Source organism: uncultured Shimia sp., from assembly GCF_947493595.1.
Classification (GTDB): domain Bacteria; phylum Pseudomonadota; class Alphaproteobacteria; order Rhodobacterales; family Rhodobacteraceae; genus Shimia.
The window spans coordinates 311,069-332,509 of the sequence record NZ_CANLRL010000003.1 but is presented as its reverse complement, the minus strand read 5'-3'; the positions used below and the strand labels follow the sequence as shown (position 1 = coordinate 332,509).

Sequence of the window (21,441 nt, the reverse complement as noted above, 5' to 3'; positions counted from 1 at the left end):
CAAAAATTTCAGGCTTTCATATTGCCCGACCACAACCACAACCACAACCACAACCACAACCACAACCACAACCACAAGCTGGCTCGAGAGGCGCGTCAAACGCAAATATGTCCCTACAAAGTGCCAAAGTTGCCCAACAATCCAACTTCAAATCAAAGCGCACCCCACTTGCTAACACAACTCGAATCGAACGAAAGCTCTCACCTTCGCCTCACAGAGGCTTCCTCCATGAATCTCTGTATCCTCTCCGTTCCTGCCTGATACTCGTCCAGACTAGGCTTTTCGTCTATGGCCGCACCTCGATGGTCACCGGCAAAATAATCGATTTCCTCGCGCCGCGTCCCGTCAATTTCAGCGCCATCACCTGAAACCGCTCTCGGTATCTCAAGCGCCCCAATCTTAGCCTCCAGCGCCTTGATCTGCCCTTGCAGCCCGCGCATCTGGTCACCAGCTGACGGATATGGCAGATCGCCGGTCTGCTTGTCGAATATCTGCTTAAAGAACTGATCTTCGTAGTATTTGATCCGCTTGGCCCGCACGGGCATTTGCGCGTCTACCACTAGAACGATGTCATCAAGATCCATGCGCCGCGCCTCGTCCTCTGGCAGCAAGGCGGTTTCTTCGGTCCGTTCAGACATACTGCGCCCGGCGAAGGGGTTTCGGCCGACCGATCGCGAGCGGGTCACAACGCGCTTGGTTGTTTTGCCGACGGCTTTGCTGAGCTCTTCGATGGTCTTTTCATCTGACGGGGTCAGATAGAGCTTGATACCCGCGTTGCCCTGTAGGGCACGCCGAGCGTTCTCGCCATAGATTTCATCTAGCGCCGGGATCGTCTGAGTGACGATCGCGAGGTTGGCGCGGTAGGAGCGCAGGGTCTCGATGCTGTCGAGCACGATCGGCATTTTGCCAAGGCGGTTAAACTCATCGAGCATGATCATCACCGGCCAAGGCTCGTCTTTGCTAGGTTCATGGTCCTGCAGCGATGCCAGCAAGTCCGAGAAAAACAAACGGATCAGTGGCGCGAGGGGTTTTACCATTAGCGGTTCGACCACCAGATAGACCGAAAACGGCGTCTTTCGGATGTCGCGGAAATCGAAGTCTGACGTTGCGGTTGCGCGGTCGATCGCGGGGTTTGACCACTGCTTGAGGCCCGAGGTCATGAGAAGCGACAGATAGGAGGTCAGGGTATCGTTGTTAGTCGAAGCCATGCGCATGAAAATCAACTTGGCAGCCGGGTTGGCGACTTCGTCGGCGCGACGGCGGTACTCCTTCTGCTTGTCACCGCCTGATGCAGTGATCCGGTAGATCTCGCCCAAGGTCGGCCGCTTGCGCTCGAAAGCCAAAAGTCCCGCCGCCACAAACAGATCGATACCGCCATCGAGGAGCCCTTGGACACGGTCGTTATCAGCTTGCAGGAACAGCGATGCCAGGAGTTGCAGCTCCATCTGCTGGCGGTCCACGTTTTCCAGCGCAGATATGCGCAGCAAAGGATTGTAGCGATGCGAGCGACCGTCCTTCCAATCAGTGGGCGCAAACCGGAACACCTTGTCGCCCTGCGTGGCCCTGTGGCGCGCCGTCGCCTCGAAGTTTTCGCCCTTTACGTCCAGCACCACGGCACTGCCCTGGTAGGTCAGAAGGTTCGGGATGACGAAGCCCGTCGTCTTGCCGCGCCCGGTCGGAGCCACGATCAGGGCATGGGGAAAAACCTTGGACATCACGAAAGGTTTGCGGCTCTTGGGCGTGCCCATTTTGCCGAGAACAAAGCCTTGGCCGGGCTTGCCGAAAAAGCCGTTCCGTTTCATCTCGGACATGTGCTGCCAGTGGGTTTCACCGAATTTGGTCAGCGCGTCGTTCATCAACACAGCGCTGAGCAAAACACCCGCGCACGTGCAGGTCCCCATGATCAAGTGAACGATCTGCATTTCGGCCGGATGGGTTGCTCGAAGAACCCCGTAACCGCGCGCTAGCATCAGAAAATCGATATCCGCCCCAACCCCGAACCATCGGAATGTCAGAAAGGCCGACGCCAGGACATACCCAAGAACCGCGCCCAGAAGAGCAAAGCTCATGACGCCGAGTGCGATCCGCGCCTTACCCATGCGTTACACCCTTTTCGCCATCGACATCGACGTGCCGCTGGCGTTGAACGTCGATTTCTTCATTGGCGATTTCATCGAGGACATGCTCCATCGCCACACTGTTCGCCAGAGCGGCATCGCTCTGCAGATAGGCCTTGGCCGCATAGAGCCGGTCCAGACGGTCTTCGATATGTTCCTCCAGCGCGGTCTCATCGCCAATCGCCAAGTCCGGGGTGCTTTCTTCACCGACCAGTTCCTCCAACTCGGAGCGCAAGGTCTCGCGTTCCAGATCGCTGCGGAAAGGATCTGCGGTTGGGTCTTCCCTCATTCGGCTCAGGATATCAGCCATGGTCGGCGGCAACCTGTCGTCCATGCTTTCCTGCCGGTCAATCTCCACCGTCCCGCTGTCTTTGAGAACCTCAGCATCGGCCAACAAACGACCCAGATCACTGTGCACCTGGTCGAGGCGGTCGATCGCCTTCTCCAGCTCATCGGCGCGTGACAGGTCAAAGCCGTCCTTCTCGGCAATCGCCCTCAGATCCTGTCCAAGCCATTGCCGCTCCAGCGCGGCATTGCCCGCGCCGATTTCGACGCGACGCGTCACATCCTTCGCATCAATGCCGGTGCCTTTCAAAGCCTGCTGAAGACGTTCGGTAAGAGATGTATCCCGCAATGCACTTTGGGCGTCGGCCTGAATGTTCGCGGCAGAATAGATCCCACTTTTGGACGCATCTTCGAGCAAGGTGTGGGACTGCGTTCCCATTGGGCTGAGATGCGACAAAGAGCGATAGATGTCGTTCAGCTCATGCTCGAGCGCTGCGCGCCGCTCCACTGGAGCGTCCGCCACAATGCGTTCGGCCTGATTGATCTTGTCGTGAAAGGCATCCACGACCTCATCAAACGAATGCTGTTCTTCGGCCATGCCATATACCTTTCCATCTGCTTCAATCGGTTTGCCCTGCGCCAAAAGCGTCGCGGCCTTGTCCAAGGCTGCTGCAATGTCATGCTGGTTCTCGCGCGAGGCTTCGGCCGCCAATCCGCGATAAAGCCGCGCGTTCTGCGCCACCTCGGCCATTGCGCGGTCAAGCTCTGGCCCCACGCGCTCACGCTCGGCCAATTTCTGGCCCGTGGCTTCCGCGCCACGCTGTTCTACATCGCCTGGGCTCTTCGTCGTGATCCCACGCTCGAGTTTTCGCGTCGCCTCAAGCCGCAGCCCATAGCGGTCCGATACCTCCACCATCGCTTCGCGAAAACTGTCGTAGTTGAAGTGGTGCCCTTCTTTCAGAAAGAAGAACTCCCCATCTTTGCTGCGCCGGTTCAGAACGATGTGGGCATGCGGGTGGTCCCGGTCCTCGTGCACGGCGGCGATGTAGTCAAAGTGGCTGCCTTCGCCCTGAAAGAAGCGCTCGCAAATCTCGCGCGTGATCTCGGCGACATCTTCGCCGCGCGTGCCAATCGGGAAGGCCATCAAGAGATGCGAAGTATGTCCAAGCTTGGGATGAAACCCCTCATTCCACTGGGCTGAAAACCGGCGCGTGACCTGCTCGATCTCTTTGGCTGACAGAACGCTTTGGCCGTCATAGGTACCACGGCTGTCGATGATGAAGCTCGACTTGGTGGTCAGGTATTCAAGCTGGTTGCGCAGCTGCACTTTGTTGTGCGTGCCGCCGTCGCGAATGGCTTTGAAGATCGCGGGGGAATGCCCCATGGCGGCGCGCGCCATTTGCTTGGCACGGGCACGCGGCACGCTGCCGCGAATGCGGCTCCAGTCGCGATCGAAGAAGGCCTCCTGCGCGGCAGAAACGGCGCTATTCCGGGCCATCGGCAAAGCCTCCTAGAACGCGGGCAACCTCGCCAGACAGCGCGCTGCGGCGGCGCTGCGCCATGTCCTGTACCTGGTCCGCGATGCCGAAGATCAGCCCGGCCAAAGCGCGCACCTGAGCATGGGCGGAATTGCCATAGGGCGGCGTCTTGCCCTGACGTTTTGCTTCGTTCAGGCGCTGCGCAATCTGGTTGATATTGTTGCCGGTCCGATTGAGCGAGGCCGATAGCCCCTGCATCTGATTGGCCAGTTCATCGTCGGGAACAAAGAGATCGTTCGACGCATGGATCAATCGCCGCAGCCCCTCCGCACGGCTCGCGATATCATGCCGCGTCAACACCGCATCGAAGCCCGCCAGCTCCTTTGGTGTGAGGCGGACATTCACCAGCTCAGAGCGCACGCGCGCATCAAGCTTGCGACTTTGATCGGCCTTCAATGTGTAGAAGATGCTGCGGGGCGTGACGCCGAATTCACGGGCCAAATCCTCGATTTGGACGCCCTCTGCACGCTTGCGCACGATAGCAAAACGCTGGTTTTGCGTCAGTCGTTTGTGCCGTGGTGCGCGCGGTCGGACCATGTGAAGTAATCACCCCTATTTCTTGCCAGCATCATACAGGCAGCCCTGTTATGGCATTTCGCCACAATTGATTCAATATTATAATATTGCATCAACTGTCTGTATTCCGTTTGGAGCAGCCATAGGCTGCGACCGCAGGGCAAAGCCCGGCCCCATGCGCAAGGCATGGCACCACTAATCGTGGTTCCACGCCTCAGCATCGCCAAGCAATTGCAGCGCTATTGCGCGGGCTGCGCCTTCGGCGCTGGCATAGGTTTTATGATCGAGCAGCTCGTGTAGATCAAAGGGCTGTTGCGGGTCGTCCGGGGTCTCGACCCGGACATAGATCGCCCAGCCATCGATCAGTGCTGGATCATCACAATACTCCTGTCCCCCATCAGGTAGATTGCAGAACCCATGCAGATGCACGCTGGCGCGGCCCTCTCGGGCCGCCTGCTTGATGTCAGAATACTTCATGGCAATCCTCGGCGCTTTCCTCGATGAAAAATTCGTCAGGCTCGCCGTTCAGGAAGGTGCCATCCCGACTGTTCAAGCCAATAGCCGACCCGTTCCGTGTGAAGGTGATGAGATACTGCCCGAGGTCATCACGCGTCACCACATACCCGCTGTTGACCCAATGAACGCGATTGCCCGCGTCCATTGCTGCTTTGATGTCTTCCAAGGTCATCGCAACGCCTCCTCAAGGATTGCGAGAGCCCCAAGACAATCGTCGATATAGGGCTGCTCTTCACCTTCCAGATCATTCAGTTCCAGCCGGTTCAACACCGCGTAAAGCGTGGCGCGGGCCTCGCGGGCGGCGCTTCGCAAGCTGACGGTATCGTCCAGACGCGCCGTCGCAAAATCATCGCTGTGATAGTCAGGGATCATCGGATTTCTCCCGCCTTGTGCTTCCAACGCGGGGCGATGTCTTTGAACGGCACCGTAAAGGGCGGCAGCGCGTCAAAGCCGTTCGAGCTTTTGACCACCTTCACCTTGGCGCAATCATCCTCGACGCTGAGGATCTCGACACAGAACACGCCGCCCAAACCTGACGGAACAACGATCTCCCTCAGCTCGTGCCGATGCTTCCCGCAATAGACGCAGGTGCTATAGGTCCCGTCGATGATGTGACCGCCGGTCGTGCGATCACAGTCGCAGGTCCAGAATTTCGGGGGCTGATATTTGTGAGCCATTTGTGGCCTCCTCTTGGGTGCGGCGTTTGGGGCTTGGCTCCCCTTCCGCCGATGGGCTGCACACCGGCCAATCTGATCTGACCGAATACGCATGTATTCGGCGGAACAGAGTGGGTGGGGGCACAGCCCGACCCACGGCCCTGGAGCGGCCAGTCAATGGGTCGAAGCCAGCAACTGGTGCGGCCCGCAGCGCGCCTTCGCGCGAGGACACGGGTTGCAGGCTTTGACGACGCGCCCGCGCGGCGCTTGCCCATTGACGGGGCGCGACAGGGATGTTGGGCGGACCAATCAAATTGAATGAAGCCTGAAGGAGGTGAGCGGGCTGAAAGCCAGCCGATCCTCCGCACAGTCCGTTTCTCAGAGCGGCCTGTGCGCAGCAGCACGGGCCTCAATTTCTCATTTCATCGCCCGAGGCCTACGCCCCGCCACATGAGGCGGGACGTAGGTGCTCAAAGCTCAACACCGGCTTTCAAGTTGCCGTCAGGATCCAGCCATTTGCGCGCCTCTGCGCAATCCAAGCAAATGCAGGTGCAACTGCCTTTCACGATGACCGGCGCAAGAAAGATCACCGGATTTGACGCGCCGCATTTGCGGCACGTCATCGGGGGTAGAATTGCGGGGCCGTTCATGCTGCCGCCGCTTTCGATTGACCTGCGGCTGCCAGGACAAAATCGGCTGCCTTCTGTGCCTCGGACGCCGCGCGAAAAATCGCCCGTTTGTCTTCTTTGAGCGCTTTCAACCACCCTTCAACATAGGCGGCGCTTTGGTCGAATTCCGGCGCGACGCCGATCTGAGCACCAAGGAAACAAGCACCAATTTCCGCCACCAGCTCCTCAAAGGCATAGGCCTCGCGGTTCGCAAATTTCTTGATCCGCTCAAGCCGCTTTTCGCTACCGGTCCAGTGGATTGATTCATGGGCAAGGGTCGCGAAATACCCTTTCGCACTAAGGAAGGTCGCCACGGGCGGCATATGGATGTGATCCTTGGCCGGGCTGTAATAGGCTCGCGGCTCATCGGTGGTCACGATCTCCGCACCCGTGCGAGCAAAAAACGCCTCAAGCTCGGGATCAACCTCAGTGCCAAGATCGCGCGGGGCCTCGGGACGGATGTAGTAGTCTTCCGGCAAACCTTCGATCTGATCCGCGTTGAAGACGCGGTATGCTCGCGCATAGGGCAGTTCTTCCTCAATGCCCAGTTCATTTTCTCGGGTGAACGTCCCGTATTTGACCACGGTCGACGACGTTTCGCCTTTGCGGACTTGGCCGCCCAGCTCTTGAGCCTGCTTGTAGGTCATCCAGCGGCTGGACGCATAACCATGCTTGGCCGCCATGACCCAGAGCATCAGGATGTTAATCCCGCGATACTCCTCGCCGTTGTGCCGCGTCGGCAGGGCAATGCCGGACGCACTCCCGGTCCACGGCTTGCGCCATGGCGGCGTGCCCGCCTCGATCTCTGCAATAATAGTGTCGGTGACATGGGCATAAACATCAAACTTCGGTGCCATTTGTGGCCTCCTCGATCAAAGTGACGCGGGTGAGGCTTCGCGCCCCCTTCCGCCGATGGGCTGCGCCTCGGCCACCTGATCTGACCGAATACGCATGTATTCGGCGGAACAGAGTGGGAGAGGGCAAAGCCCGACCCACGGCCCTGAACGGGGCTGTCAATCGGCCACATTTGCGAAGAAAATGTCTGCGCCAAAATCAGACGCCAATTTGCCTCGCGAGGAATGGCTCGCCTGCGAGACAGGGGAAATTGGTGGCTGATTTTGGGGATGGACTAAGGTTGACCGCCACGGTTAGGGATGTTGGGCGGACCAAGCGATAAGAATGATGTCTGGATCGGGGTGAGCGGGCCAACAGCCCGTTGAGCTCCGGTGCAGTCCGTTTGCAAAAGCCGTCCCGACGGGACGACAATCATGTAATTTCGTGGTTAAAGTGTGCTGTACAAGAAATTATTAGAATCATGTTTTCAGGGGAAAAATCGTGCCAGCAGAGGGTTCATTCGGTCGAACAATCCAGCTTTTTCTCGTCGACGGAAAGCCAACTGGGCTACGAAAAGCGACAATCCATGGTTGGACAGGTTTGCTTTTTGTAAGCGGCGCTTCAGCTTTCGGCGACCTGACCACTCGTGAAGAAGTTGATCGGACCGGTATCTATATCCTATCGGGTCCTGATCCCGAAAAAGCCGGTGCAACCCGCACCTATATTGGCTCCGGAAATTCCGTAGCTGAGAGGATCAAGCAAAGCGCGATCAAAAGAGATTTCTGGGAAACGGCCATCACCATCACGACAAGTGACGATGACCTTTCCAAAGGGCACGCGGAATACCTGGAGGCGCGGCTCATTGAACAAGCGGCCCAAGCAGGCCGCGTCACGTTGGACAATGGCACGCAGCCGGACACCAGCAGGCGGCGATTGCCCGAGGCCGACGTAGCCAACATGGAGCAGTTTCTATCGAACCTGCGGATCATCCTGCCCGTAATCGGCCTGGATATGCTCAAGCCACAACCGCGCGCGGTGACACAGACAGCGAAGCCAGTCGACGAACGAACCGCAGGTGAAGTGCAGTTTGAGATCCGCCACAAGAGCGGTGTCAAAGCGACCGCTGTCGAGGAAGATGGTGAATTTGTTGTACTGGAAGGGTCTGAGGCGCTCACCGAGACCGGCTATGTCCAACAAAGCTATGGCAGCTTGAAGGAAAAGCTCATATCCGACGGCACTCTGGTCGCCGACGGCAATCAAAAACTCCGCTTCACGAAACCTTGGTCATTCAACAGTCCTTCAGCCGCCGCTGCTGTCGTCCTGGACCGAAACAGCAACGGACGCCTGGAGTGGAAGGTCAAGGGTTCGAAGCAGACGTATCACGACTGGCAACAAGCTGAAGCTAGCGCCTCGCCCTAACAGGGCCTCGCGACAAAAATATAAAATAAGGGGTTGATTTTCAAATCAGGAGCTCGTATCTCTTTATCATCAAGAGGAGCAAGTCGATGCAAGTCACAAACCACATGGATTGCAGAATGAACCAGCGCGGCATCAACAAGCAGATGGTAGACCTTGCGTTGGAACATGGCGTTTTTGAAGGCGACAAAATCGTGTTGCGCCGCAAGGACTGCGACGAAGTCGCGGCCGAACTTCGCCAAACGCTGAAGCTCCTTGAGCGCGCCAAGTGCAAGGGCGGGATCACAGTCGTCGTTGCGGGCGACTGCCAGGTGACGACATACAACACGGGCAGTTTCGCACGTCCGGCGTCAAAAAAATAAGGGGTTGAAAATGACCAAGCTCAATCCGTGGCAATTCCTCTCAACTATGCGGGAAGTGTCCGGCCTCCAAAATGCAGCGCATATTTTGGCATTCAGCGGCGCATCCCGTTTGAACCTTGAAAACTCGTTGTCCCCCCCTATTGGTTTGGAGGCCGCAAGTGAACATGCAGGCGGGAAAGCTCTTGATGAAGCCACTCGAGCACTTCTTGACCTTTCGCCTACGGAGCGCCTGTCCGCGATTGACGAATTGATCGCATCTAGTCATGGGCGGCACGATCCATGGCTGCTCGAAACACCAGCAAAGCGCTTTGCAGAATTTGTTGATAGCGCGAGTTCCGTACGCTGCTCGTTCGAGGCCTCCCTCCACACAGCACTCTTGCTGGCAATACGCGGCAAGGAAGTGCTCTTCCTATCGCAAAATAGAGACATTTGTGGCTTTGCACAAAGCCTTGCCGTTCTCTTGGAGTGCAAATTGCAGGTCCAATTCGCCGATCCTCTCGCACGTACAGATACCACCAAATTTGAAGCAGAAGTGGCCTTTCCTCCTTTCGGATCCAAGCCCATGAACACCAGCCAGATTCCGCGACGCACACTTGCGATATTAGACGCGGAAGAGGGAAAAAAGCGCCTAACCGAAGATGTGCTCGCTTTAGCCGATGCGCTTGCACAGTCGACCGGCCAAACCATCCTCTGTGTTCCAGACGGGCTAATGTATCGAGGCGTTGGCGTTGAGCCCCTAGCGCGCGAAGCGCTCGTTGCGTCCGGCCGCCTGAAAGGCGTACTTGCGGTTCCTGGCGGCATGATTTTCCCAAACACAATGATGGACACCGATGTTTTGGTTCTCACCTCTTCCAACATGGATGGTTCCAAGGTCAGAATGCTTGATCTTTCTCATCCAAGCTTCTCCGGAAGGACAGTTAGGGGTCGCCCTGAAATACTGCCCGGTACGAACTGGGCCCGCTACTTGGAGGAAAGCACCGCAACCGATGAAACCTTCGCCAAGGACGTCTCACTCGAGGAGATCAAAGAGAAAGACTTCATCCTGAGCATCAACCGGTATCTGCTCCCGCCAGCGGCAGTCGCGCTGGAAGGCTTTCTGGAGCGCTCGCGCACGATTGAGTTGCAAGATGCGGTCGAACTGATCCGCCCTCTAAGTCTGGGCAAAGCAGAAGATGGCGAATTCACTATCTTCGAAGCATCGCCCGCCGATGTGAGCCAGCACGGCCTCCTGACACAACCGCACAAAATATCGACGCTAGAACGTGCGCAAATGCGCAAGGCTCGAAACCAACGGTTGCTTCCTGGCGATGTCATCCTGTCCGTGAAAGGTACGATCGGCACGGCAGGCCTCGTCCCCGCCGATGCGCCGACAAGTGACGAAGATGGGTTTTGGACAGCAGGCCAATCCTTCATGATCCTGCGCCCAAAACGCGGGGGAGTTTCCGGTGTTGTTCTCTATGAGTACCTGGCAAGCCCAACTGTTGTTGAAGCACTCCGTACACTTGCTGGCGGTTCAGGGATCCAATCCATCGCTATCAAAGATCTGAAGGCCTTCCGAGTTCCAATCCCGTCCGAAAAAGAAGCTGAACGTGCAGAACTCACATTCAAACGGAGGCAAGAGCGGCATGCTCAGATCGAGACAATCTTAGCCGAGATTGAAGCCGAGCGAACAAGCTCCTGGCCTAGCAGAGAGCTGAACCGAGACATGCCCTGACCTCCCGCCTCCAACCCAAACCAATTCAATTCATTTTCACGCCAAGCGTGCAGCACCCAATCAGAACGAGACTGAACCTTGAACACACAGACATCAACCACAGCAAAAGCCAACAACACCCACACGTCGCTCGCGGACTTCATTTGGAAGAACGCGGATGACCTTTGGGGCAACTTCAAACACGTCGATTTCGGCAAGATCATCCTGCCGTTCACGCTTCTCCGCCGCCTGGAATGCGTCCTTGAGCCTACTCGTGAAGAAGCCGCCAAAATGCACAAAATGGCCGTCGAAAACGGGCTCGACGTCGATGTCATCCTGCGTCAGGCAACCGGCTACCCCTTTTACAACACGTCAAGCTACAGCCTGGAAACGCTCGGGTCTGGCCGCACCCGCCAGAACCTTGAGGACTACATCGCGAAGTTCTCCGGCAATGCCCGCGTGATCTTCGAACAGTTCGATTTCATCAACACGATCAGCCAGATGGACAAGAAGGGCGTTCTCTACAAGATCTGCCAGAACTTCGCCGCCATCGACCTGCATCCCGACGCCGTTCCCGAGCGGACCATGTCCAACGTCTATGAACACCTGATCCGCCGGTTCGGGGCCGAGGTGAACGAAGCGGCCGAGGATTTCATGACGCCCCGCGACGTGGTCCACCTGGGCATCGAGCTTTTGCTCGAACCCGATGACCAGATGTTCATCGACAACCCCGGCATCATCCGCACGCTTTATGACCCGACGATCGGCACAGGCGGCTTTGTTTCCGACGGCATGGAGCACGTGCAGTCGTTGCAGGATCGTTATGGAACGGCCCCGACGCTTGTTCCCTACGGCCAGGAACTGGAATCTGAAACTCACGCCGTCTGTCTGGCGAGCATGCTTCTGAAGACGCTCAAGTCCGACCCCGGCCGCGACCTGTCACAGAACATCAAGCTGGGCAGTACGCTCTCGGCCGACAAATTCCGCCACGACAAATTCCACTACTGCGTTTCCAACCCGCCCTTTGGCAAGAAGTGGGAATTGGACCAGGCCGACGTCGTGCGCGAACACCGCGACCAGAGATTTGAGGGGCGCTTTGGCCCCAAGCTGCCGCGCGTCAGCGATGGCTCGATGCTGTTCCTGCTGCACCTGCTCAGCAAGCTTGAAGACCCCGCGAAGGGCGGCGGGCGCGCGGCGATCGTGCTGTCGGGCTCTCCCCTCTTCAACGGCAACGCTGGTCAGGGTGAATCCGAAATCCGCCGCCATCTGCTAGAGCAAGACGTGGTCGAGGCCATCATCGCCCTGCCGACCGAGATTTTCTTCCGCACGGGCATTGGCACCTACATCTGGGTTCTGTCCAACCGCAAGCCCGCTGACCGGCGCGGCAAGGTTCAGCTGATTGACGCGACCGAGATGTATGAACCGCTCCGCAAGAGCGAGGGCAACAAGCGGCGCAAGATCGGGGAGGACCAAATCCGCGATATCGTTCAGCTTTACGCCGACTTCGAGCCGACTAAGAAAAGCCTTATCCTCGACGCGCAGGACTTTGGCTATCGCCGCATCAAGGTTCTGCGCCCGCTGCGCCACAAGATCATTGTGTCAGATGCAGGGTTCGAGGCGCTGGACGAACACAAGGCTTGGGAAAAGCGCACCGATGATCAGCGGCAAGGCTGGCGCGAAGTGTTGGCGGAGCATGCAGGCACCGACCATGATTGGCACTGGATCGACAGCTTTGCCAAGGCCGCCGCGAAAAAAGACGCGAGCCTCGGCAAAGCCGACGCCGCGCTGATCAAGGCGTTTCAAAAGACCTTTGGCGTGCGGGATGAAGATCTGGACCCGGTGAAGGACAAGAAGGGCAACCTGATCCCCGACGATGATCTGACGGATTACGAAAACGTGCCCATGGGCACCGATATCCATGACTACCTCGAAACCGAGGTCACGCCCCACGCCCATGACGCCTATATCGACGAGACCTTCGTGGACGAGACCGACGGCGACATCGGGATTGTCGGCTATGAGATCAACTTCAACCGCTATTTCTACGAGTACGTGCCGCCGCGCGATCTGGACGAGATCGATGCGGAACTGAAGGCCATCGAGGCGTCCATCGCTGAAGCTTTGGCAGAGGTGACGGAATGAAAACTGCAAACCTCCGTTGGATGACACAAAATCTGGACCGTATCAGAATTCCTCTGAACGGCACCGAACGAGACGAGCGCAAGGGCGATGTTCCATATTGGGGTGCCAACCGCATCGTCGACTACGTTGATGAAGCGCTTATCGACGAGCGCGTCGTTCTGATCGGTGAAGATGGCGCACCCTTCTTCGAGCGCGACAAAGATGTAGCATTCGTTTCAGAAGGACCGATTTGGCCCAACAATCACATTCACATTTTGCGTCCAGACCGCCGGATGATCGAAGACCGATATCTCGTCTATTTTCTAAACCAGGTGGATTACTCCAAATATATCAATGGTTCGACGAGAGATAAGCTCACACAATTCCAGCTTGGGTCTATCGCGATTGACTTCCCATCTTTAGATGATCAATCCGATATTGCCGACTACCTTGACCGCGAGACAGGCCAAATTGACGGTTTGGTCGAGAAAAAGACGCGCTTCATCGCGCTGCTCAAAGAAAAGCGCGCGGCCGTCATCGACCACGCCGTCACAAAGGGCATGGACCCAAGCGCCGAAATGAAATCCTCTCGGGTGGAATGGATTGGCGATATCCCAGCGCATTGGGATGCGCCACGCATCGCTACGCTGTTTCGCGAAGCTTTTCGAAAGCCAGACCCGGATTTGCCCGTGCTTTCCGTGTCGATCCACAACGGCGTGTCAGATGGCGAGCTGTCCGATGAAGAGCGTGACCGCAAAGTCGCCTTGAGCGAAGATCGCACGAAATATCAAGGTGTTGAACCGGGCGACCTTGTCTATAACATGATGCGCGCGTGGCAAGGCGCATTTGGTGCCGTGGCTGTGTCGGGATTGGTTAGTCCTGCCTATGTTGTCGCGCGGCCTATTGCTGAATTCAGAACCAAGTTTTTGGAGCACCTATTGCACACAAAAAGCGCTGCCGAAGAAATACGAAGATACTCCAGAGGGATCGCCGATTTTCGCATGCGGCTTTACTGGGAATACTTCCGCGATATCCGCGTTTGCCTTCCCCCACTGCCAGAGCAGGATGAAATCCTCAGCCATATCGATCGCGAAACAGCGCGCATCGAAGGCCTGATTGAAAAAACCGAGCGCTCCATCGCGCTTTTAAAAGAAAAACGCGCGGCGCTCATTACGGCGGCAGTGACGGGTAAGATTGATGTGAGGGCCGCAGCATGAGCGATTTACACCACGAAAAACACCTTGAGGCCTATATCGTCAAAAAGCTGACGGACCAGGGCTGGCTACTTGGCGACACCAAAGGCTTTGACCAGGACACCGCCGTCTACACCGAGGATCTGGAGGCCTGGATCCAAGAGACCCAAGGGCCGAAATGGGACAAGCTCGTCGCGCTGAACGGCGAGCGCGCCCGCGATACGCTGCTCTCCCGCCTCGACGCCGCCTTGGCAAAACAGGGCACCATTCAGGTTCTGCGCCGTGGCTTTTCCATCGCGGGCTGCGGTCAGATCGATATGTCCGAGGCCGCGCCCGAAGATCAGCGCAACGAGACGATCATCGCGCGCTACGCCGCCAACCGGCTGCGCGTGGTGCCCCAGCTGAAGTACCACCCCGGCCGCGAGCTGGCGATCGATCTGGGCCTCTTCATCAACGGGCTGCCCGTCGCGACGGTCGAACTCAAGACCGACTTCACCCAATCCGCCGAAAGCGCGCGCGAGCAGTACAAGCGCGACCGCCTGCCAGAGGACCCAGCCACCGGGCGCAAACACCCGCTGCTGACGTTCAAACGCGGGGCCATCGTGCATTTCGCGATGTCTGATAGCGAGATCTGGATGGCGACGAAACTGGCGGGGGAGAACACCTTCTTCCTGCCCTTCAACCGTGGCCATGACGGCAAAGGCGGCAACCCGCCCCGTGATGACGGCGAATACCCCGTTGCCTATTTCTGGGAAGAGATTTGCCAGCCAGATGCCTTCCTGCGGATTTTCCACAGCTTCGTCTATGTCGAGAAGAAGGATGTCGTGGACTTGAAGGGCAACTGGTCGGTCAAGGAAACGCTGATCTTCCCGCGCTTCCATCAGCACGACGCGGTCAACAAGATGATCGCAGACGCGAAAGAGAAAGGCCCCGGCCACGCTTACCTTTGCGAACACAGTGCGGGCTCGGGCAAGACATCGACAATCGCCTGGACTGCCCACGACCTGACCAAGCTGCGCCAAGATGACGGTAAGGCCGTCTTTGACACCGTGATCATTGTGACGGATCGGACCGTGCTGGATGGCCAACTGCAAGACGCTGTTCAGCAGATCGACCATCGCAAGGGCATGATCGCTGCCATTGACCGCGAAACAAGCTCCAAGACGAAGACGGCTCAGTTGACAGAAGCGATGCTGAAAGGCGTCCCGATTATCGTGGTGACGCTTCAGACCTTCCCGCACGCCATGGAAGCGATCTTGACGGAAACCTCGCTGAAGGACCGTAGCTTTGCCGTGATCATCGATGAGGCGCATACGTCGCAAACCGGCAGCACGGCGTCGAAGCTGCAGGCGACCCTCGCGCTTTCGTCGGCCAAAGACACCGCGAACATGACGGTCGAAGAGCTCTTGACCGAGATCCAGAAAAGCCGCGCCCGGCCGAAGAACCTGTCCCACTTCGCGTTCACTGCGACACCGAAACACTCGACCTTGATGTTGTTCGGACGGCCGCAGGACACGTCCCGCCCGGCAGGTCCGGACAACCTGCCGCGTGCCTTCCATAAGTACGAGATGCGTCAGGCTATCGACGAGGGTTTCATCCTCGACGTGCTCAAGGGCTACGTCTCATACAAGACCGCCTTCAATCTGGGAAAAGAACTGGAAGACAAAAAGCGTGTGGACGGCAAGGCAGCCAAGCGAGCGCTTGCCAAATGGATGAGCCTGCACCCCACGAACGTCACCCAGAAGGTGCAGTTCATCATGGAGCACTTCCGGCACAACGTCTCGCCTCTCCTTGACGGAAAGGCGAAGGCAATGGTTGTGACGAGCTCGCGTGCGGCGGCTGTTCGCTACAAGAAGGCCTTCGATGCTTTTGTCATTGCGAACCCGCAGTACAAAGACGTTCGCGCGTTGGTCGCATTCTCGGGGAAGCTCAGCGGCAAAGACGTCATGCATTCCGATGACGCGCAGATTTCAGGCGATCTCTTCGTTTGTGACGACGATGCGGAATTCACTGAAAGCAACATGAATACGGGCGTCGAGGTCAAGGACCTGCGGATCGCATTTGATAGGCCGGAATTTAGAGTGATGTTGGTCGCCAATAAGTTCCAGACGGGCTTCGACCAGCCGAAGCTCGTCGCTATGTACGTCGACAAGAAGATCGCGAATGAGGTCGAAATCGTTCAAACGCTGTCGCGACTCAATCGCACTTTTCCAGGCAAGGAAGAGACCTTCGTCGTCGACTTCGTCAATGACCCGGAAGCGATCCGAGCGGCCTTCAAGAAATATGATTCCGGCGCGCAAATCACCGAGGTTCAAGACCCAAATGTCATCTACGACATGAAGGATACCCTTGACGAACAGGGCATCTACTCGGACGAAGACATCGAGGCGTTCAAGGTGGCGCGCTTTGAAACCGCTAAGACCTTCGACACCGGTGAAGAAGATCACCACAAGGCGATGTTTGCGGCCACCCAACGACCGACAGACCTGTTCAACGCTCGCCTCAAAGCGCTCCGCGAAGAGGCCGCTCGGTGCGAAGTTGAATTCCTGAAGGCAACCGAGGCAGGAGACGATGCCTCGGCGAAAAAGGCCGAGCATGAAAGGATGCAAATAGAAGAGAGCATCGGCCGGATGCTGGAGTTCAAGTCGGGATTGGCTAGGTTTTCCAGGACCTACACATACATCGCGCAATTGCTGGATCTGGGGGATCCCAGCATGGAGAATTTTGCCGCTTTCACAAAACTTCTGGCAAACCGCCTCAATGGCATTCCTCCCGAGCACGTAGATCTCAGAGGCATTTCCCTTACGGGATACGACATTAAAAAGAACGATGACCAGGGCAAAAACGGTGATGACCCAGATCCAAACTTGAAGCCCACAGGACCGGGCGGATCGAATGCGCCCGGTAAGCTTCCTGTCTACCTACAGGAGTTGATCGAACGATTGAACGGTATCTTTGGTGAAGCCGCTCCGATCAAGGACCAAGCAAGCTTTGTAAACCAAATCGTTTCGATAACCCGTGAAAACAGCATCGTAAGAGCGCAAGTTGAGGAAAACTCTAAAGACCAAGCGTTGAAAGGAAGCCTTCCCGGCGCGGTTCAAGGCGCGGTGGTGCGTGCAATGAGTTCGAACAACGCTTTGGCCACGCATCTTCTCAAAGAAGATAAACAAGGCCTCGGCATCCTTACGAACCTTATTTACGATCTGATCAAAGCGGGTAAAGATATCGACCTTGGAGAGCTCGAAGATGTGTAAATCGAGCTCTTCCAGCGCCGATTGGCCCAAAAAACATGCGCCAAGGGAAGCGGGCACTGGGCGACCATTTCGACGTCGGGGATCCTATCGGGAGTTCGACCTCAGAACAGAGGCAGCCCAATTTCGCACGCTTCGGGCCGTGCGCCGACTTCACTCAACTGCAGCGAACTGGTCTTCAGCCCAGCGGCGGATTTTTTCTTCTCGCGGCATGCCTCGATATTGGCGCGGAGTATTCCAGGCTTGGGTTGATGGGTGCCCTGTTCGGTAGGCTCTTATGTCAGGAATATGCTCTTCAAACACTTCGTGGGCGAACTGTGCCGCCTTTCCCAGGTAAACGATGATTTCGGGCTGAACGCGCTGCAAACGGGCAATGAGCCTAGCTCGGTTCTCGGGTGCCAGAACGTCCTGTTTGCGTGGCTGCGTGCTCCCATCATATCCCTCGCGCTCGGGATATCTTGGCAGTGAATGTGCATTGACTAAGCTGTAGGCATCTAGTTGCGGCGATGGAAAAACCAGCGGATGCAGGACCTGCAAGCGTCGCAGCATGATTTCAAGATTTTGACCGGACTGCCCTGCGAAAGGCCTTCCGTCCCGTTCCTCTTCACGTCCAGGACAAGCCCCGACCAGCAGTACTCTTGGATGTACATCGACAAATCTGAAATCAGCGGCGTTCCTACACATCTCGAAAGCCTAGCTGACCATGATCGGGAACCCAAGGGCACCGGCGACGTGGTGCGAATACGTCCTTACAGTCCAGCCGATAGCGAAGTGAATACGGCAGAAATCAATCGGCCATGCCCACGAAATTTCACCTGAAAGCCGAACTGCAGCTTAGTTCTGTCGCCCCAGAAGAAAGCCAGAGCGGGAAACCCGCCCTGGCGTTAAGGTCACTCGGTGACCGGATCTTCATCGCGGCGCGGGAAGGCGACCATTTCGACGTCGGGGAACATGCTGTGTTTGACGTTGATCGAAGTGATACTGCCGCTGTCGTCGGTGTTGACGAAGAGCACGCCGCAGCGGTCCCAGAAGTTCTTGCCGTCTTTTTCGCCGGATTTGACGTTCAGTTTCAGAGTTTGAGTAGCCATCTTTTGATCCTCACTTTGAGTGTTTCGATGAACATGACCAAAGCTGGCACCAAGGGGCTGTCAGCGAGAAACTTGTCTCGCGAGGAATGCGCTGGCGCAGGGGAATTTTCTTGTTGAAGCGGGGCTTGCACCGCGCCTGCTACGGCTGCCCGCTTATGTTCAGCAATCAGAAACACGGCGTTGAGGATCTGAGTTCGGCACTACAAAATCGACTGCTACGTCGTAACGCATCAGAATGGCCGAGGACCTCAAAATCTCGTTGCAGCCAAACGGCTTTCGGTCAATCCAATTCAACAGCGGCCCCAGTTCACGCGTGCGCCAGATCTGCTTCCTCGTGCTCGAAGGCTGTTGCCATCTCCCTGATCTCGCGCTCCGGAGCCCCCAGGGCACGCGCAACGTCACGCCAAGCCGTAGTAGCTTCGGCTACCTCTGCAATGATGCGATCTGCCTCGCCGCGTTCGAGAAGATAGGATTCATGTTGCGCGCGGTGCAGGGCGATACTGGCATCCGGGTTGTCATCGTCGACATAGCTCTTGAGCACACGCGGCTGGTTCGGCACGGGGTTGATGTCGTAGGCTGGTGAGAGGTGCCATCCGCCAAGTCCACGCAGAAATCCGTGGTTGCGCATGTGGTCATCGAGGTTCGTCACGAGAATGGAAAAGGCAACCCGCCGGTAGAGCTCCTCGCGATCTTGGTCGGGCGTGACGCTTTCCGATGTGATAATATCTGCCAGGTCCAAATAGCTGTAGCTTTCGCCATCTTTGCCGCCCAGCATCGCCATGGCTGAGATGAACGGGATCCTGCCGTCATCGTTCCGGTCAAACCGATGGGACAAGAAAACCGGTTTGCCGCCCGCCATCTCAAGCGTGTGATCCGAGACCGTAATTCCAGCGCGTCTTGCCAATTCCAGTGCAATGGCTTCCCAGCGTTCCATGCAATAAGTGTCCGTCTCTTTCGGGAACTTCGCAACAGACAGGCGGCCGTGCTGGTCAAGGATGCTGGCCTTCGGCCGAGCGCCTCCTAGCGAGCTCCCCGGTGCAAACAGCATTTGAAGGTCCTCAGCGGACTCTTCCCCGCGAAGGACGCGTTGCGAGGCATTCAGCAGACCCCCGAGGCTCACGAGCGCAGGCACGCCAATGCCCTCGCGGGCTTGAAACCCTCCTTCAACCTTGAAACGCAGCGCACCCAAACGGGTCTCATCATTCACCCCAAGCAGGTAGTCGGTTTCTTGCAGCACTCTCGGACGTCGCCCTTCGGCCTCTGCCATGCGCCCCTCATAGCGCCGCATCACCGTTCTGCCCCAGGTGTCGGGGGCAGAATCCCCGAGTGGCGCAAGCATATCCTGCCCCGCTTCCGGCACGAATTGCCCTCTGACGAGAGGCATGTCCGGCGAAAGCCCGAAGGCATTTTCGTCGCCAAGCCAATCGTCATGATAGGTAAAGGATACCCGCTCTCGGCCGCGCCCCGCTGTGCGGTGGAGCGTGCCAACCCGTTTTAATCCCTTCCAATCGATCCAGACCTCAACCATTTTTCAGTCTCGCGCGCTGCGGCAGGTCATCCAGGGCCATCTGCTCGCCAACCGGATCGTCGATATCCCCCCAACCTTTCAAGAGGCCGAGCGCCTGCAGTACTGCCACGTAAGTGCCGATCTTGACTGCAGGGTTCCCGCTTTCGATCTTGGCGATGGTCTGCCGCGTTGTGCCAGCGCGCTGCGCAACAATCTCAGCGGTTAACTTGCGGCGCAGTCGTGCAACGCGAATGTTTTCGCCAAGTGCCGCGAGCTCCTTACGCGCCGCCCTGGGCATTTTGATCGAAACTGCCATAATGATACCTCCAAGCGACACTAAGCGCCTAAATGTTACTCTGGTACAACATTAATGTCAATTTCGCCGCCTAGCTCCATAACCCAACGCCGCCACTCCAGTCACACCTTAAGTTATCTCAGGGAAACATTGAGTTCATTAAGGTTACCATTACGAAACACTGCCCGGTCACCCAATTGCACCTGCGGGCTCACCATCCTGCGTCACAAGAGCTGAGAACAAAAAACCGCTGCGCTTTCAGAGCTGTCACTCCTTCACCGCGGAACTTCAGTCGAATATGTAGTCAAAATCAGATGCAGAGCCCTTACTGCGTGTTCTGACCAATAGCTCTAGGTCGAGGGCTGCCAGCAGCGCCAGGATCGTGTCGAGTTTTGTGCCACCCCGCCCGGCCTCAACTTTCGATATCGTTTCTTGCCAAACACCGCTGCGCGTGGCGAGATCGGACTGCGTCCAGTTCTTCTCTCGACGAGCCTGACGGACCGCATGCCCAAGATCTCTGGGAATTCGAACGAAATTCTGCAAGCCTGCCTCCTGCTCCTATGATCTTTAGATCATAATGCCTCTGTATGATCTAAAGATCATAGGAGCGGCAGTCTAGTCCGCGACAACTTACGCTGCGGCGTAATTTTCCAAATTTTGCGCTGCAGCGTAAATTTCCCACCAGCGCTTCTCTTAGCCCTATGCCAGTCGCACCTACCCATGGGTTACTTTATGGTCCATTGACTTTCAGAAAAACATACCATTTTTTCTGACAAGGAGTTCGAGCATGATTACGTCAAACATCAAGCAACGCATCATCGGAAGAGATCGCGGCGCAATCTATGCACCGAGCGATTTTCTCGACATAGGATCCCGCGCAAGCGTGGATCAGGCCCTATCACGCCTTACAAATCAGGGTGTGATCCGGCGACTGATGCGGGGGCTGTATGACTACCCGAAGAAGAGCCCGCGCTTCGGATTTCTGTCGCCTTCCGGCGAAGACATAGCAAAGGCTATTGCTCGAAAGGATGGTCAGATCTTGCAACCTTCTCCTTCGATGGCTGCCAATCAATTAGGCCTTTCCACGCAGGTACCCTCCAAGCCGACCTATATGACCGACGGCCCGACCCGCACCAAAAAAGTTGGACGGCAAGTCATCCAATTCCGGAACGCGTCCTCCAAGACGCTCGTCGGCGCAGGCCATAAAACCGGGGTTGTCTTCCAGGCACTGCGTTATGTCGGCAAGGACCGTGTGGATAGTCAAATCGTCGACCGGCTTGCACGCGCACTGGACGACAATGATCGGAAGCTCTTGGCAAAGCAAAGCAGGCACGTCCCTGCATGGATGCACCCCGTCGTGCAACAGATCTTAGAGCGTAGATAGA

General features: G+C 57.0%; 20 protein-coding genes and 1 pseudogene. 7 read left to right on the top strand and 14 right to left on the bottom strand.

Going from position 1 to position 21,441, the window contains the following annotated elements; translation table 11 throughout:
• Positions 1-200: 200 nt before the first annotated feature.
• The 9 genes and pseudogenes from Q0955_RS10505 to Q0955_RS10465 form a co-directional block, all read right to left on the bottom strand.
• Complete coding sequence (locus Q0955_RS10505) at positions 201-2,099, bottom strand: type IV secretory system conjugative DNA transfer family protein (protein WP_299424050.1); 1,899 nt, start codon at positions 2,097-2,099, stop codon at positions 201-203.
• A complete protein-coding gene (locus tag Q0955_RS10500) occupies positions 2,092-3,900 on the bottom strand; it encodes a relaxase/mobilization nuclease domain-containing protein (RefSeq protein ID WP_299424047.1) in 1,809 nt (602 codons plus the stop codon). The genes Q0955_RS10505 and Q0955_RS10500 overlap by 8 nt, the downstream gene beginning before the upstream one ends.
• Positions 3,887-4,477 (bottom strand): hypothetical protein, encoded by a 591-nt coding sequence (locus Q0955_RS10495; protein WP_299424044.1) that lies wholly within the window; start codon positions 4,475-4,477, stop codon positions 3,887-3,889. Before Q0955_RS10495 ends, Q0955_RS10500 begins: the two co-directional genes overlap by 14 nt.
• 174 nt (positions 4,478-4,651) lie before the next feature.
• Positions 4,652-4,933, bottom strand: coding sequence for a hypothetical protein (locus Q0955_RS10490; RefSeq protein WP_299424042.1), 282 nt, complete (start codon positions 4,931-4,933; stop codon positions 4,652-4,654).
• 22 nt (positions 4,934-4,955) lie between these two features.
• Positions 4,956-5,144, bottom strand: a pseudogene (locus tag Q0955_RS10485) (hypothetical protein); the annotation flags it as partial.
• The gene (locus tag Q0955_RS10480) at positions 5,141-5,344 is read right to left on the bottom strand and encodes a hypothetical protein (RefSeq protein WP_299424039.1); all 204 of its coding nucleotides are present in this window, start codon (positions 5,342-5,344) and stop codon (positions 5,141-5,143) included. The pseudogene Q0955_RS10485 and the gene Q0955_RS10480, both read right to left, overlap by 4 nt.
• Positions 5,341-5,649, bottom strand: a complete 309-nt coding sequence (locus Q0955_RS10475) for a hypothetical protein (protein ID WP_299424037.1) — start codon at positions 5,647-5,649, stop codon at positions 5,341-5,343. The genes Q0955_RS10480 and Q0955_RS10475 overlap by 4 nt, the downstream gene beginning before the upstream one ends.
• 449 nt (positions 5,650-6,098) lie before the next feature.
• On the bottom strand, positions 6,099-6,278 hold the full coding sequence (locus Q0955_RS10470; RefSeq protein WP_299424034.1) for a hypothetical protein: 180 nt from the start codon (positions 6,276-6,278) through the stop codon (positions 6,099-6,101).
• Entirely contained in the window at positions 6,275-7,153 is an 879-nt protein-coding gene (locus tag Q0955_RS10465) for a zincin-like metallopeptidase domain-containing protein (RefSeq protein WP_299424032.1), read from the bottom strand. Before Q0955_RS10465 ends, Q0955_RS10470 begins: the two co-directional genes overlap by 4 nt.
• Positions 7,154-7,631: 478 nt before the next feature.
• Between Q0955_RS10465 and Q0955_RS10460 the strand changes: the two genes are divergently transcribed.
• The 6 genes from Q0955_RS10460 (at position 7,632) to Q0955_RS10435 (ending at position 17,169) form a co-directional block, all read left to right on the top strand.
• Positions 7,632-8,549: a GIY-YIG nuclease family protein gene (locus tag Q0955_RS10460; protein WP_299424029.1), complete on the top strand. Its 918-nt coding sequence runs from the start codon at positions 7,632-7,634 to the stop codon at positions 8,547-8,549.
• An 86-nt stretch (positions 8,550-8,635) separates the two neighbouring features.
• Complete coding sequence (locus Q0955_RS10455; RefSeq protein ID WP_299424027.1) at positions 8,636-8,908, top strand: DUF4258 domain-containing protein; 273 nt, start codon at positions 8,636-8,638, stop codon at positions 8,906-8,908.
• 10 nt (positions 8,909-8,918) lie between these two features.
• Positions 8,919-10,622: an N-6 DNA methylase gene (locus Q0955_RS10450; protein ID WP_299424024.1), complete on the top strand. Its 1,704-nt coding sequence runs from the start codon at positions 8,919-8,921 to the stop codon at positions 10,620-10,622.
• A gap of 78 nt (positions 10,623-10,700) precedes the next feature.
• Positions 10,701-12,743 carry a class I SAM-dependent DNA methyltransferase gene (locus Q0955_RS10445; RefSeq protein WP_299424022.1) on the top strand — a complete coding sequence of 681 codons (2,043 nt, stop codon included), beginning with the start codon at positions 10,701-10,703 and terminating at the stop codon, positions 12,741-12,743.
• A gap of 20 nt (positions 12,744-12,763) precedes the next feature.
• Positions 12,764-13,939 carry a restriction endonuclease subunit S gene (locus Q0955_RS10440; RefSeq protein ID WP_299424019.1) on the top strand — a complete coding sequence of 392 codons (1,176 nt, stop codon included), beginning with the start codon at positions 12,764-12,766 and terminating at the stop codon, positions 13,937-13,939.
• A complete protein-coding gene (locus tag Q0955_RS10435) occupies positions 13,936-17,169 on the top strand; it encodes a DEAD/DEAH box helicase family protein (RefSeq protein WP_299424017.1) in 3,234 nt (1,077 codons plus the stop codon). Before Q0955_RS10440 ends, Q0955_RS10435 begins: the two co-directional genes overlap by 4 nt.
• 150 nt (positions 17,170-17,319) lie before the next feature.
• Here Q0955_RS10435 and Q0955_RS10430 read toward each other — a convergent pair whose 3' ends face one another.
• The 5 genes from Q0955_RS10430 to Q0955_RS10410 all read right to left on the bottom strand — a co-directional run bounded on the left by Q0955_RS10430 (position 17,320) and on the right by Q0955_RS10410 (position 20,599).
• Entirely contained in the window at positions 17,320-17,850 is a 531-nt protein-coding gene (locus Q0955_RS10430) for a uracil-DNA glycosylase family protein (RefSeq protein ID WP_082626229.1), read from the bottom strand.
• Between the two features lie 206 nt (positions 17,851-18,056).
• Positions 18,057-18,254 carry a hypothetical protein gene (locus Q0955_RS10425; protein ID WP_065322024.1) on the bottom strand — a complete coding sequence of 66 codons (198 nt, stop codon included), beginning with the start codon at positions 18,252-18,254 and terminating at the stop codon, positions 18,057-18,059.
• Between the two features lie 307 nt (positions 18,255-18,561).
• Positions 18,562-19,782, bottom strand: coding sequence for a type II toxin-antitoxin system HipA family toxin (locus tag Q0955_RS10420; protein ID WP_299424009.1), 1,221 nt, complete (start codon positions 19,780-19,782; stop codon positions 18,562-18,564).
• Positions 19,775-20,077: a helix-turn-helix transcriptional regulator gene (locus Q0955_RS10415; protein WP_299424007.1), complete on the bottom strand. Its 303-nt coding sequence runs from the start codon at positions 20,075-20,077 to the stop codon at positions 19,775-19,777. The genes Q0955_RS10420 and Q0955_RS10415 overlap by 8 nt, the downstream gene beginning before the upstream one ends.
• Positions 20,078-20,344: 267 nt before the next feature.
• Positions 20,345-20,599, bottom strand: coding sequence for a helix-turn-helix transcriptional regulator (locus Q0955_RS10410; protein ID WP_299424004.1), 255 nt, complete (start codon positions 20,597-20,599; stop codon positions 20,345-20,347).
• 244 nt (positions 20,600-20,843) lie between these two features.
• Here Q0955_RS10410 and Q0955_RS10405 point away from each other — a divergent pair, with 244 nt between their 5' ends.
• Complete coding sequence (locus Q0955_RS10405; RefSeq protein ID WP_299424002.1) at positions 20,844-21,440, top strand: DUF6088 family protein; 597 nt, start codon at positions 20,844-20,846, stop codon at positions 21,438-21,440.
• Position 21,441 lies beyond the last annotated feature (1 nt).